The organism is Bifidobacterium miconisargentati (assembly GCF_019331675.1).
Classification (GTDB): Bacteria; Actinomycetota; Actinomycetes; order Actinomycetales; family Bifidobacteriaceae; genus Bifidobacterium; species Bifidobacterium miconisargentati.
Genome location: NZ_JAHBBJ010000013.1, coordinates 86,961 through 100,935 on the forward strand (window position 1 = coordinate 86,961; position 13,975 = coordinate 100,935).

Annotated in this window: 10 protein-coding genes and 1 pseudogene; 1 reads left to right on the top strand and 10 read right to left on the bottom strand. The window is 63.6% G+C overall.

Translation table 11 applies throughout. The annotated features are described in order from the left end of the window. Positions 1–22: 22 nt before the first annotated feature. Complete coding sequence (locus KIH81_RS08925) at positions 23–1,372, bottom strand: ABC transporter substrate-binding protein (RefSeq protein ID WP_236029462.1); 1,350 nt, start codon at positions 1,370–1,372, stop codon at positions 23–25. Positions 1,373–1,878: 506 nt separating this feature from the next. Between KIH81_RS08925 and KIH81_RS08930 the strand changes: the two genes are divergently transcribed. After that, positions 1,879–3,966: an alpha-galactosidase gene (locus tag KIH81_RS08930; protein ID WP_214305030.1), complete on the top strand. Its 2,088-nt coding sequence runs from the start codon at positions 1,879–1,881 to the stop codon at positions 3,964–3,966. 288 nt (positions 3,967–4,254) lie between these two features. Here KIH81_RS08930 and KIH81_RS08935 read toward each other — a convergent pair whose 3' ends face one another. The 9 genes and pseudogenes from KIH81_RS08935 to KIH81_RS08975 all read right to left on the bottom strand — a co-directional run. Beyond that, the gene (locus KIH81_RS08935; RefSeq protein ID WP_214305031.1) at positions 4,255–6,396 is read right to left on the bottom strand and encodes an alpha-galactosidase; all 2,142 of its coding nucleotides are present in this window, start codon (positions 6,394–6,396) and stop codon (positions 4,255–4,257) included. A gap of 360 nt (positions 6,397–6,756) precedes the next feature. Then, positions 6,757–8,400, bottom strand: coding sequence for an ABC1 kinase family protein (locus KIH81_RS08940; RefSeq protein WP_338024752.1), 1,644 nt, complete (start codon positions 8,398–8,400; stop codon positions 6,757–6,759). Between the two features lie 185 nt (positions 8,401–8,585). Then, entirely contained in the window at positions 8,586–8,873 is a 288-nt protein-coding gene (locus tag KIH81_RS08945; protein WP_214305033.1) for a phasin family protein, read from the bottom strand. A 120-nt stretch (positions 8,874–8,993) separates the two neighbouring features. Then, on the bottom strand, positions 8,994–9,746 hold the full coding sequence (locus KIH81_RS08950; RefSeq protein WP_214305034.1) for a type 1 glutamine amidotransferase: 753 nt from the start codon (positions 9,744–9,746) through the stop codon (positions 8,994–8,996). Positions 9,747–9,784: 38 nt separating this feature from the next. Next, positions 9,785–11,266, bottom strand: a complete 1,482-nt coding sequence (locus tag KIH81_RS08955; RefSeq protein WP_214305043.1) for a Mur ligase family protein — start codon at positions 11,264–11,266, stop codon at positions 9,785–9,787. Between the two features lie 134 nt (positions 11,267–11,400). Next, on the bottom strand, positions 11,401–12,831 hold the full coding sequence (gene dnaB, locus KIH81_RS08960; protein ID WP_214305035.1) for a replicative DNA helicase: 1,431 nt from the start codon (positions 12,829–12,831) through the stop codon (positions 11,401–11,403). A 67-nt stretch (positions 12,832–12,898) separates the two neighbouring features. After that, complete coding sequence (locus tag KIH81_RS12205; RefSeq protein WP_214305036.1) at positions 12,899–13,210, bottom strand: type II toxin-antitoxin system RelE/ParE family toxin; 312 nt, start codon at positions 13,208–13,210, stop codon at positions 12,899–12,901. Next, positions 13,203–13,487, bottom strand: a complete 285-nt coding sequence (locus KIH81_RS08970; RefSeq protein ID WP_214305037.1) for a type II toxin-antitoxin system Phd/YefM family antitoxin — start codon at positions 13,485–13,487, stop codon at positions 13,203–13,205. The genes KIH81_RS12205 and KIH81_RS08970 overlap by 8 nt, the downstream gene beginning before the upstream one ends. A gap of 78 nt (positions 13,488–13,565) precedes the next feature. Next, positions 13,566–13,975 (bottom strand): annotated as a pseudogene (locus KIH81_RS08975) (hypothetical protein); the annotation flags it as partial.

The following is a 13,975-nucleotide window of genomic DNA, read 5'->3' on the forward strand; positions in this document are numbered from 1 at the left end:
CCGAGGCCGGCCGGTCAGCCGATCAGAATCCCTCGACGCCCTGGGCCTTGGCGATCTGCGCGAACTGGTCCTGCGTGGTCTTGGCGACCTGCTCCGGGGTCATGGTGCCGTTGACCATGTTGGCGAGGTTCAGGTAGAGGTCCGGGTTGGCCACGGCCTGGGACTGCATGGAGCCGACGGCGTCCTTCAGGGCGTCGAAGGCGTCCAGCTGGGCCTGCGGCACGGTGTCCGGGGTCTTGACGTCCTTCATGATGGAGACGTAGTTCTGATCCTTGATGAAGGTCTCGTATTCGGAGCCGAGCCAGAAGCTCATGAACTGGCGGGTGGCGGCCTCCTTCTTGGAGTCGCCGGTCTTGAAGGCTACGATGCAGTTGCCCTGCTGCGGGATGGAGGTGGCGATGTTGCCTTCCTTGGAGATCGGGAAGAAGCCGATGGTGTCGTCCAGCTTGGACTTGTCGTTGTCAGCCAGGGCAGAGATGGCGTTGAACATCGAATTGGTCTGGATGATCATGCCGGCCTTGCCGCCGAGCAGAGCCTGGGCCTGGTCGGTGTCCTTGGCGGAACCGGCGTCCTTGTTGTACAGGCCGTCATCGAGCATCTGCTTGTATTCCTTGATGGCGCCGAGGATGTCCTTGCCCTCGAAGCTGTCCTTGTTGGAGTTGACGTTGTCCCACAGGCCGTCCTTGGCGGCTTCGGCGAGCTGAACGTTCACGGCCCACTGGGTGCCCCACTGGGAGCCGGCCATCTCGAAGAACGCGGAGTCGGCGGCACCGGAGTCCTTGATCTTGTTGGCGGCCTCGATCAGACCGTCCCAGCCCTTCGGGGTATCGGTGATGCCGGCCTTCTCGAAGACCTTCTTGTTGTACCAGACGCCTTCGGTGTCCGGGGCGGAGACGAGGGCGCCGTAGTAGGTGCCGTCGTACTGGCCACCTGCGTCGGCGATGCCGTCGGCGTAGTTGTCGAGCCACGGGGCGTTGTCGAGCTTCTGCAGCTTGTCCTGGGCCACGAAGCCGGCCAGGGTGGACGGCACGGCCTGCCAGAACATGAGATCCGGGGAATCACCGGTGGTGATCTTGGTCTGGACGTTGGACTCGTAGTTGTCCGGGATGGTCTGCAGGTCGATGGTCGCGCCGGTCTTGGACTCGAAATCCTTGATGACCTTGACCGGGATCTTGTTGGAGTTCTGGGCGGCCCAGAAGGTGAGCTTGACGCCGTCCAGCTTGGTGTCCTCGGCCGGCCAGTAGTCAGCGGAGGAGGTGTCCGTGTTGTCGTCGCTGCCTGCGGCGGCGGGGTTGCCGCATCCTGCGAACATCATGCCCAGGGCCGCAATGCCGGCGATGGCTGCGGTGGTCTTCTTCCAGTTCCTCATCATTGAGCCTTTCCTTTGATGATTCCTCGCCCCGCCCTCCAGCGGGCCGATTACCGTCGGGTTCGCGTAGTTCCGGTGCCCTCCACTGCGGCATCGCAGCTGTTGAAATCCGATGCCATCAATCATATGTGGTATCGATTCCACGTCAACCACTCACGGCGTGTCGCCTTCCATAAAGTTCAATTCAACATAACCGAACAAAAGTTACCAAATGGCTTTATTCCAACGTTTATAAGCCTTAAATCTTCCCTTGAAGCCTTCGTTCACCCACAAACGCGATTTTGTGGTATCGATTCCACGCTGTATGCTGTTTGGTATCGATTCCCCTTGAGATACGACGAGGTATTGCCATGCGTATGAACGCTGTCTCCATCACCCAACCGACTGCACGGGAGGCGGAGGACGGACGTACCGTCCGGCTTACCGTGGGACTATGCGAGGGCCGGCTCCCGCATATCGTGTCCATCACCACGGCGGCTCGGCAAACTCCTGGAACATCGATATCAGACATGCGGGAAGACCTCGCAACAGACGCGCAACCGGACGTCTCCCCCGCATCCTCCGGCATCCACGGCGATGCGGACGTCATGGCCGATCCTCAGTTCCCGCAGACACTCGACGCGGGACTGTCCATCAGCGAGTTCCCGACCATCCTGCCCACGCAGGCAGAAGGCTGGACCGGCACCCCGGCCATCCAGGTCAGCCGCGACGGACGGGCCGTCTTCCCCAAGCCCACCGTGGTCTCCTTCTCACATACCAGCGGCTCGTTCACGTTCGAGGCACAGGACGAGGCGGCCGGGCTGACGCTGGACGGCACGCTCACCATCGGCCCGGAAGGCCTCATCAGCATCGATACGGCACTGACCAATACCGCAGAAAACGCGCTCACGGTATCCCGGCTCACCCCGGTCGTTCCGCTGCCGCCGCAAATCGCCGAAATCGAAACCTGCACCGGTCACCACCTGCGCGAGCGCGCATTGCAGCGGCAGCCGCTCACCGAGGGACTGTTCGCCAAGAACTCCTGGATGGGCCGCCCCGATTTCAACTCGGCGACGCTGCTGACCGCCGGCGAGCGCGGCTTCGGTTTCGAGCACGGCCTAGTGTTCTGCGCGCATGTGGCGTTCAGCGGCAACAGCACGGTCTTCGCCGAGCGCACGCCGTACACGCATGGGGTGATCGGCGGCGGCGAACTGCCCTATGAGGGCGAGCTGACGCTGAAGACGGGCGAGACCTATCATGCGCCCAGGCTGCTGGTGTCCGTGGGGCACGGGCTCAACGAAGCGTCCGCACGGTTCCATGCCTATCTGCGTTCCTTCCATCCCGAACTCGCCAAGCCGCGTCCGGTCACGCTGAACACCTGGGAGGCCATGTATTTCGGTCAGAGCGAGGAGAAGGTGCTGTCTCTGGCGGACCGGGCCGCCTCCATAGGCGTTGAACGGTTCGTCATCGATGACGGCTGGTTCACCGGCCGCCGGGACGACACTAGGGGGCTCGGCGATTGGCAGGTGGATGCCGATGTCTGGCCGCACGGACTCACCCGCGTGACCGACCATGTGCACGAGCTGGGCATGGAGTTCGGGCTGTGGTTCGAGCCTGAGATGATCAGCCCGGATTCCCATGTGGCGCGGGAGCATCCTGAATGGATGCTGGCCCCGAACGCCGATCGTCTCCCGGTCGAAGCGCGCAGTCAGCAGGTCATCGATCTGACGAACCCCCAGGCCGCGCGATATGTCGAGGATTGCATCGATACGCTCGTCGGGCGGTACCGCATCGATTACATCAAGTGGGATCACAACCGGTTCCTCACCGAGCCTGTATCACCGGCGTCCGGTCTGCCCGCGGTGCACGGCCAGACCGAAGCATTCTACGGCATCGTGGACCGGCTGCGCGAACGGCATCCCGGCCTGGAAATCGAATCGTGCTCCTCGGGCGGCGGGCGCATCGACGCCGGTGTGCTCACCCGTTGCAGTCGCGTGTGGGCCTCGGACTGCACGGATCCCATCGAACGCGCCGACATCCAGCGCGGGACCTCACTGCTGGTGCCCCCGGAGATGATCGGCGAGCATATCTCCGAATCCCCGAACCACGCCACGAAGCGCACCACCACGCTGACCACGCGCGCGGCCACGGCGTTCTTCGGCCATCTGGGCATCGAATGGAACATCATGAAGCTTGACGACGCCGGACTGGACCGTCTGAAGCGGTGGATAGACCTGTACAAGGCGCGTCGCGCGGCCATCCCCCAGGGCGATGCGGTGCATGCGGACTGCCCCGATCCGGCAATCCGGGTCGACGGGCTGCTGGCGCCGGACCGGTCGCGCGCGGTGTTCCGGTTCGCGGCCGTGTCCACGTCCCGCGAATATCCGTATGGTCTGGTGCGGTTCCCCGGTCTGGACGAATCGGCGACGTACCGGGTACGTCCGTTGGGCGGCACCGCGCCATATGACGACGAGTTGAGCCCCGCCTGCCGCACCCGTCTCGATTGGTGGAGCGACGAGGGCATCGCGGCAGACGGCGCCCTGCTGACGCAATGGGGCATCCGCCTGCCGCAGCTCGCCCCCGAGCATTGCCTGCTGATCGAATTCGAGCGGATCTGAAAGTTTCGTTTGTCACGGACTCTTCCGGGACCCCAGGACTGATGCTCTGTTAAATCAAGATTGACATGAATTCTACCGGACTACCCCTCAGTCGGCTTCGCCGCCAGCTCCCCTGACAAGGGGAGCCAAGAATGAGGATTCATGTCAATCTTGGTTCAACGGAGCCAAGTTGATTCGGCTTCCCTGCGAGGGGAAGCCGTTTTCATATGCGCAGAGGGGCTCCAACCAAACTCAATACGATGAGTCTGATCGGAGCCCCTCTGTCATGCGTCGTACGTTGCCGCGGTGCTATGCCTCGCGGAATTCGAAGGTGCGGGAGATGTATCCGCCGCCGTTCGGTACGCTTACGGTTGCCGTACCGTCATCGGCGTTCCAGGAAACCGGCCATTGGACGAAACCGTCGCCCACCGGCAGCAGCGTCTCCGCCGCAACGTCCTTCCCACGGAACTGCGGCAGGACGAGCGTCACGTCCCCGCCTTCGCCGTCACGGGACCAGACGGTCACAAACGAACGGTCGCCGGCCTTAAGTCCCAGCGCCAGCACCGTATCGTTCCAGCCGGGCAGGCCAAGCGGCCAGAACGGCACGGCGGAGCCGATGACCGGCTGCACATGCCGCTTGTACGCCTCGACCGCCTGCACGATGAGCGCACGCTGTTCGGCGCTCATCCGGTTGATGTATCCGGATAGGAAGAACCGGCCCAGGAACGTGGTGTTGAGGTTGAAGGCGAATTCCTCCGGATTGTCGTTCGCATTCGGGTATGCCCAGTTGCCGGCCTGCTCGGGGGTCATGAGCATGGGCGCCGCGGCGGCGATGGCCGGGTAAAGTCGGAAGTCCTGCTGGTCGGACGTGGACTGCACCTGGAACCGCGAGGTCTGCGCGAAGTCCATGCGCATGCCGCCGGAGGAGCAGTTCTCGATGATGAGCTCCGGATGGCGCCGATGCAGGCCCTCGACCCATGCGCTGTAGGCACGGTTGTGGCCCAGCAGCCCGTCGCCGGCGCTATCGGCGTTGAGATCAGTGCCGGCGTCCGGCGAGACGTTGTAGTCGAACTTGAAGTAGCCCACGCCATAGTCGTTGACCAGACGGTCCACGGTGTCGTCGAGGTGCTTGCGGGCGGCGGGATCACGCAGGTCCAGCAGGTACCGTTCCTGTTCGACCACGCGGCGCCCGTAGCGGTGGAAGAATGCCGTTTCGGGAAGACTCTTGGCCATGGGGCTTTTGACGCCGATCACCTCGGGCTCCAGCCATAGGCCGGCGATCATGCCGGCGCCGCGGATGGCGTCGATGACTTCGGTGATACCGCCCGGGAAGCGCTTCTTCGAGGGCATCCATTCGCCCACGGACGGCCACCAGTCGCCGGTGTCGTCGTACCATCCGGCGTCGATGCAGAAGATCTCGATGCCGGATTCGGCGGCACCCTTGACCAGCGGCAGCAACTTGTCGGTGGTCGGGTCGCCGTTGATGGTGTTCATGTAGTCGTTGAAGATCACGCGCGGGCGTGCGTTGTCCGCCTTTTCCAGACGCATCGCACGGCGGTAGGCAGTGACGTTGGCGATGGCGCCATCGAAATCGGGGGCAATCGTAGCGGAAGCGGGAACCGTGTCGAACGATTCGCCGGGGGCCAGACGCTTCGCCCAATCGTGATCGACGTTGGTGGGGCCGGCGAGTGCCAGATAACCGTCTTCGCTATCGCGGCCGACCTCCCAGCGCCAGGCTGCGTTGTGCTCGATCTGGAACAGCCAGGTTAGCCCCAGCGCGTCCGATTCGAGCAGGGCGAGCGGCGTGTGGCGTCCGGTGGACCAGGTGCCCGTGTTCACTACGGAGTGCGCACCACGAGGGTTGTGGCCGGTCATCTGCTGGGCCAGACGGGGGAACAGATCGGAGGTGGACGTGGCATGCCAGCGGCCTTCGCCGAGCCATTCGTTCTCGCATTCGAGCAATCGCCAGGCATCGCAGTCGGCGGATTTTCCTGACGGGGCGCCGAATGCGGAGACGAGGCTGGTCACGGATTCCAGCACGATCGTATCGTCCGCGCCGAGCACCGGCGAAGCGGCATCAGTGGGATCGCCGGTGTTTGCGACCGTGACCCAGGTGCGGAACATCGGCACGCCCTGCGGCAGTTCGTAATGGACGGTGACGGTCAGTCCGAGCGCGGCTTCGGCAAGTGTGACGTCAAGCCTACGGACGCCCTCGTCCACGGACTCCTGATGGGAGACGTACCGCAGCGACCGGCCGATGTCGGTGTGGACCAGGCGATCGTTGGCCAACCAGTGGCCGGTACCGGTGGCGAGAATCTCCGTCAACGGCATCCGATGGTCGAACCGCACATCCAGATCCGTCGTGCGTAGGCCCGCAACGGCGGCCGGCCCGTCGTCCGGCGTCTCGAATGTCAGGGCCAATGCGTCATTGCCCCAAGTGAAGGTACCCATGCCACTCCTTACATCGCAATCGGGCGGCCACTGACGCCTTTGTCGCCGCGCCGCCCGCCAACAGCAGTCCCGCCACATAGTGTGGTATCGATACCACATCTTACAAGCAGAAGGTTAATGCAACAAATCAGACACACTGGATGCCGCTTATTCTCAAAGTGGAATCGATACCACATAATATGCACAGCTTCGGAAACGGTCAGGGCGAAGCTCAACCAACGATACGGCAACGCCGACGACACCAATACATGCCGCCGCCATCCGCATCGCCGCGGCATTCCCGATTCCTTGCATACAAGAAATGTCGGCCAACATTATATTGATCAAGTCGACGCCACATTACGGCTGTCCGGCGGCCACTTACCGCCTCTTGGACTTGCGGCCCTTGAGATAGATGTCGAGCACGATCCACACGCCGAGCACGAAGGCCACCACGTAGCCCAGGAAGCCCACGATGGGGATGCCGAAGATGATCGGCTTCATGCCGGCGTAATACACGATGGACGAGCCGATGAACAGGCCCACCACGATGAGGGCCATGGTCAGTCGGTTCACCATGTCGGAGAGCAGCTGGAACGGTTCCTGCGAGCCCACGAGCTCCATGTTCACGCGCAACTGGCCGCGCGTGAGCATGCGGGCGGCCACGTTGAACTCGCTGAGTGCCCCCAGCGCGCTGTGGACAGCCTCGTGTCCCTCGATGCCCAGCGATTTCAGCTCGTCCTTGACGGCCTGGCTGGTGGTCTTGGACGTGGCGATGTGCTGGGAGATGATCTCGATCATGTTCACGTCCGGGATGAATTCGTCGAGCAGGCCCTCCAGCGTCACCAGCGCACGGCCCACGGTGGTGACGGTGCTCGGCACCTCGATGCCGTGACGTTGCGCGAGCGAGGTGAGCGCGGCGATGAAGGCGGCGATGTCGAGGTCCGCCAGTTCCACCGTGCCGTATTCCTTGACGATGACGTCCAGGTCCGCCAACAGCGAGGGATAGTCGGCCGGATCCGCCTCGGCGCCGGCGAAGCGCAGCAGGCCGTCCGCCAGCTGCGGTGAATCCTGCTTGGCCACGGCGAAGATCATATCCTTCATCACCGCACGGGTCTTGGCGTCAAGCCGGCCGGTCATGCCGAGGTCGATGAGCACGATCTGGCCGCCGCGGATGATGATGTTGCCGGGGTGCGGGTCGGCGTGGAAGAAGCCGTCGTCCAGGATCTGCGTGGCGTAGTTGTCCACGAGCTTGGTGCCGATGTCCTTGAGGTCGTAGCCCGCGGCGACCAGTTCGCCGGCATGAGAGACGGAGATGCCGTCCACGTATTCCATGACCACCACATGCTCGGTGCACAGCTCCGGGTACGGCGTGGGGCAGTCCATGTATTTGAAGCGGGATGCGAACCGCTTGAATTCGGCGAGGTTGCGGGCCTCCACCAGGAAGTCGGTCTCCGATTCGAACGTGTCCCACAGCTCCTCGACCACGCCTTTGAGGTCCACGATCTGCGAGGAGCCGATGACCTTGGTCGCCGCCTTGGCGATGGAGCGCATGATGGACACGTCCTGGGCCATGGTCTCGCGCACGCCGGGGCGCTGGACCTTGACGGCCACATCCTCGCCGGTCTTCAGTGTGGCACGATGCACCTGGGCGAGCGATGCGGAGCCCAGCGGCTTGGGGTCGATCTGCGCGAATACCTCATCCGCGGGGCGGCCGTATTCGGCGGCGAGCACGTCCAGCACGGTGGCGTAGGGCATGGGGTCGGCGTCGGCGCGCAGTTTGGCGAGTTCGTCGCAGAAGCTCTGCGGCAGGATCTCGGAGCGCATCGAGAGAATCTGGCCCACTTTGACGAAGGTGGGGCCGAGCGCCTCGAACATGAGACGCATCTTGACCGGCGTCAGGCCCTTGAGCGCGTCGAACTGGTTGACGATGCGCGTGATCTGGGCGAGACGCTTCAATTTGCCGCGTCGGGTCAGGTGATAGCGCGTGGAGAAATCGTCGCGCCTGCCGCCGAACAGGCCGATGGTTTCGGTGTCGGCCGGATTCCAGGCATACTGCGACCAGCCGGCCTCCGCGTTGGCAGTGCTGGCAGTATTGACGGTGTTGTCAGCACTGCCAGTGCTGCCGGTACTTCTGGTACTGGATGAGGTCGGCTGGTCGTTGCTTTGCTGCTTGGTTTCCGGCTGAACTGCTGTCACGAGAGTATCGCTCAGGCCTCGGCGGACTTGTCGTCGGTGGCTTCGGGCGTCTCCGGCGCGACCTCGGCATCCGCGGCCTCGGCCTTCTTGGCGTCGTCCTTGTTCGCGTCGTTGACGAGGGCCTCGCCCACCTTGCGCTTGAGCTCGGTATTCAGGCTCTTGCCCTGTTCGACGGTCAGCTCGCCCTTCTTGACGAGGTCATCGACGATCTCGCTGCTTTTCTCGTAGCCGGTGGCCAGGGCACCGATGCCCGCCAGCAGAACCTTGCGCAGGCCGTCGCCCAAATCGAAATCTGCCATAATAACCCCTCCTTCGAGGTTCGTCCGCGGCCTTATGCCGCGTCCCGTACTGTCAAGCCTAGCGCAACCGCCCGGCCTTGGCGCTAGTCCCCGCGGCCGATTTCGTCTGGATTTGCGACATCACCGCGGACGGGCCGCGGCGGTTTTGCGGGCGTTGGCGGCCACGGCGTCCAGTCGCTTCAGTTCGGCGGCCTGTTCCTGGGTCTGGTCGTTCGTATTGAACGTACCGTAGCGGCGGGTCACGGCGGTGGTGATGAGGAAGTCGCTGATGGCGGGGTTCTTGGGCAGCAGCGAGCCGTGCATGTACGTGCCGATCACGTTGTTGACGCGCGCGCCTTCGGTATGGTCCTCGCCGTTGTTGCCCCGGCCTTCCTGATCCACATGGCCCAGCGGCTGCACGCCTTCGTTGAGGAAGGTCTGGCCGGAATGGTTCTCGTAGCCGATCACGTCGCCGAACGGCTCGGAATGCTCCACCAGATTGCCGATCATGCGCACGTCACGGCCCACGGTGTGGGCGCCGATGATGCCGATGCCGTCCAGACGGGTGCCGTCCACGGTCTCGAAGTACTCGCCGAACAGCTGGTACAGGCCGCAGATCATGAGCATGGGGGTGCCGTCCGCGGCCAGCGAGCGCAGCAGGTCCGCCCGCTTGAAGAAGTCGTCGATGATCTTCTTCTGGCCGGTGTCCTGTCCGCCGCCGCCGAGAATCAGGTCGACGTGGTCGGGCCATGCGTCGCCCTGGTTGTACTGGTGGATGCGCGGCTCGTAACCATACAGTTCCAGCCGGCGACGGATGGTCAGCACGTTGCCGGAGTCGCCGTAGATGTTCATGTCCTTGGGATAGAGGGACATCACATCGATTGTCTTGCCCATGTCTCGTTCTCCTTGGAATCCTTGGGTCGTCTGCCGGCTCACTTGCCCACGCCGGCGTCCGCGACGTTCGCCACCTGCGCGAGCGCGGCGCGGACCTTGAGCATGGAGGTGTACGTGCAGTAGATGTGCTTCGGCTTGCCGGGGTTGCCGTTGACGAATACGGTGAGCGCGGATTCGATGTCCGGGTCCGTGGCGGCGACGGGAACCTGGTCGTAGCCGAGGCGCAGCGCCATGTCCCATGCGCGCACGCCGGAGACCATGGCCACGCCCGAGGTGCGCAGCGAGGTGAAGTCCACGTCCCACAGCCAGCTCATGTCGCGGCCGTCGGCGTATTCGTCGTTGATGACGATCATGGTGTCCGCGCCGGCCGGGTCGAAGCTGGCCAGCGAGAGGCGGAAGCCCATCGGGTTCTTGACGAGCAGGAGTTCGACGGGCGAGCCCTTGACGTCGATGATCTCGCCGCGGCCGAACGCCGGAGTCACACGGGAGACGGCGGCGATGAGCTTGTCGGCGTCCGCATCGGCGAACGCGCGTTCGCGGGCGGCAAGCGAACCGGTGCGTATGGTGGGCGCCGGCGGCAGAGCGAGGGCTTGCGCGTCCTTCTGCACTGCGCGGACCACGGCGAGCGCGGCGGCGGCGTTGTACAGGTTGTAGACGCCTTCGAGCCTGACGGCGGTGGAGTAGTCGCGGTCGTCCATGCGGAATGTGGCCTGATGGTCGCCTACGGCGGTGAGCGTCACGTCCGCGGGGAGGAATTGCGCCACGGAGTGGTCTGAGGGGAGGCCACGGGAATCACCGTTCTCTGCGCCAGCCTCCACGGACACGGTGGTGGCCATGTCGTCGTCGGAGGGGAAGTAGTGCTTAAGGTCATCGGCCAGACCGAAGTACCGCACTTCGGTGCCGGCCGGGGCCTTGGCGGCGAGCGCGGCGATGCGCGGGTCCTCGCGGTTGAGTACCACGGTGCCACTGGTCGCCTCGGCCACATGGCTGAGCAGTTTGGCGGTGGTGTCGATCTCACCGAAGCGGTCGAGCTGGTCGCGCATCACATTGAGCAGCAGCGCATAGCGCGGCTTGACCTGACGCACGAAGTGCACGGCGTACGCCTCGTCCAATTCCAGCACGGCGATGTCCGCATCCAGCTTGCCGGCGAGGTTCACTTCCGTAAGCAAGGCGGAGACCACGCCGCGGGTGAAGTTCGAGCCGGTGGGGTTGGTAAACACCTTAAGGCCCAGATCGGCGAGCATCGAGGCCACCATGCGGGTGGTGGTGGTCTTGCCGTTGGTGCCGGAGACCAGCACCACGCCGAGCGGCAGCTGGCCGAGCGTGCGGGCCAGGAAGGTGGGGTCGACCCGTTCGATAACCTTGCCCGGGAACGCCGAGCCGCCATGCTTGGTGACGCGGGCCGCCCAGCGTACGCCCTTGCCGATCAGCGGCGTGGCGAAAGCATTCCATGGTGCCTTGGGGGCAGAGGAAGTCTTGACCGTCTTGGGCTGGTTCGTGCCCGAATTATTCTCACCCATCATGGCACCTCCTACCGCACGTATTCCATACGTGAAACATGCCGTGAAACAGTTCCGGCACGTCGTGAAACATATTGTGAAACAGATTCGTCAACCCGTGAAACGTTGCGTGAAACATTACCGGCAGCCATGCGTCACACCCCCTGGTTGTAGTCCTGCGGCATGTCCTTGAACTTGGACGTGGCGCCGAGGAAGGCGAGATGGAAGGTTTCGGTGGGGCCGTTACGGTGCTTGGCCATGATGATGTCGGCCTCGCCAGGACGGTCCTCCTTGTCGTAGAAGTCCGGACGGTGCACGAGGAACACCACGTCGGCGTCCTGCTCGATGGAGCCGGATTCACGAAGGTCGGACAGCTGCGGCTTCTTGTCGTTACGCATTTCCGGACCACGGTTCAGCTGGGACAGCGCCACCACGGGCACCTCCAGCTCCTTGGCCAAGAGCTTCAGAGCACGGGAGAACTCGGAGACCTCCTGCTGACGGGATTCCACAGCCTTGCCCGAGGTCATGAGCTGCAGGTAATCGATGACCACGAGTTTCAGGTCGTTGGTCTGCTTGAGTCGGCGGCACTTCGCACGGATCTCCATCAGCGACATGTTCGGGCTATCGTCGATGAACAGCGGCGCGTTCTGCATCTTGGTCCAGAACTGGTTCAACGTGTTCCAGCGTTCGGGCGTGATGTCGTCCGCACGGCGCAGGGCCGCCATCGGGATATTGGTCTCGGCGGAGATGATGCGCTGGGCGAGCTCCACCTTGCTCATCTCCAAGCTGAACACCACCGAGGTCATGTTGTGGTGCAGGGCCGCGGCGCGCGCGAAGTCGATGCCGAGCGTGGACTTGCCCATGGCCGGTCGGCCTGCCACCACCACCATCTGGCCGGGCTGCAGGCCCTGGGTCACGTCGTCGATGTCCCGGAATCCGGTGGGCACGCCCTTGTTCACCAGACCTTGCTGGAGCTTGTCGAGCTGGTCGAGCGCGTCATGGACCACCGGGCCGATGGCCGTGTAATCCTGACGCACCTTGCCCATCGACATCTCGTAGATCTCGGACTGGGCGAGGTTCACCACGTCCTCGGCCTGCGAACCTTCGGCGGAGTAGCCGAGCTGGGCGATCTTGGTGCCGGCGGCGATCACGTTGCGCAGCACGGCGCGCTGGTGCACGATCTCGGCGTAGTACATGGCGTTGGCCGCGGTGGGCACGGACGCCACCAGGCTGTGCAGGTAATCCGCGCCGCCCACCTTGTCCAGGTTGCCGTCCGCAAGCAGCTGGTTGGCCACGAGCACCACATCCACCGGCTGGCTGGCGGAGAACAGGTCGATGATCGCGTTGTAGATGGTCTGATGCTTGGGCTGGTAGAAATCGGCGGAATCGATGGTCTGCGAAACCTCGCCGATGGCATCCTTGCTCATCAGCATGCCGCCGAGCACGGCCATTTCGGCGTCGTCGTCATGCGGGGGCACGCGGTCGAAAATCACGTCGCCGACCGCCTGGGTCGCGCCGGACGCGCTGCGAGCGCCGCTACCGCCACCCGAATAGCCCTGATATGAGGTGTCGCTTCCTTCTGCCATAGCTCCCCAATCTACACGCACGGGGACATCAAATATGGGCTCAGGCTGCACGGAACACTATATCCGTTCAGGAGAGCTGCTGAGACAAGTCCCGTCGCGCGTAAATGACTCTAGACACCGTCACCGTCCTGGCCTGCTCGTCCACCCAATAGAAAATCCCGTAATTGCCGACCATGACTCTACGGTATTCATGACGAAGCGGACGAATGGGTGTGTACGAGGGATGGGAATACGGGAACTCCGCCAAGCCCTCGATCGCCGCGTTCAATCCCATCATGAGATGTTCGGCGGCATGAGGGCTCTGCAGCTCACCCGCAATGTAGGCGACCGCGGAACTCATGTCTCCCACAGCCTTCGGCAGAATCTCGACCTTATACACGAGCCGCACCGTCGATGGCGGCGCGCATGGACGCCAGTGCCTCCTTGGGGCTGAATCGCGTGCCGGTGGTCTCGGCCTCACGCTCGCCTTCCAGAAGCATGTCGTATACATGACTGTCCAGCCGCAGGTTCTCGTACGCATCCATGCTGAGTACCACCATGTCACCGAACCCGTTCTTCGTCAGGAACACGGGCTGGCCCGTCTCATGTACCGTGCGGGACACGTCCGCGAAATTGTTCCGAAGATCCGACACCGGGCGAATCATCTGATGAGCCATACCGACCACCTCCAGCCCAAATTTAGCATAATTATGCTAAATCAGCGAAGTGTTGGCGGCTCTCAATGATCTATTGAGTCATTTGTTCAGTAGCCCGCGCATTCGGTCGAGTTCGCGTTCCAGGTACTGGATGTAGTGGATCTGCTGGGCGATGAGCACGTCGCGCGTATCCGCCGCACGCCCCGCACGCGACGGTATGGCACCCGCACGGGCGGCACTGGCGACTAGACCGCCCATGGTCCCGCCACGGCCGGAGACGGGCGCGACACCGGCAGATGAACCACCGGCCGGCACGCTCCCGCCGGCCCCGTCAGCCGCTTCGGAGACCGCCCCATCCTCCGGCCGCCCCCATGGCGAAGCAGGCTCATGCTCGGCCTGCTTCCACCGGGCGAACGCACGCTCGATACGCTTATACCCCACCAATCTCGGATCCAAGCCCGCGTCACGGAAGATCGACACGGGACGACGGCCCAGCGCATACTGGCGCA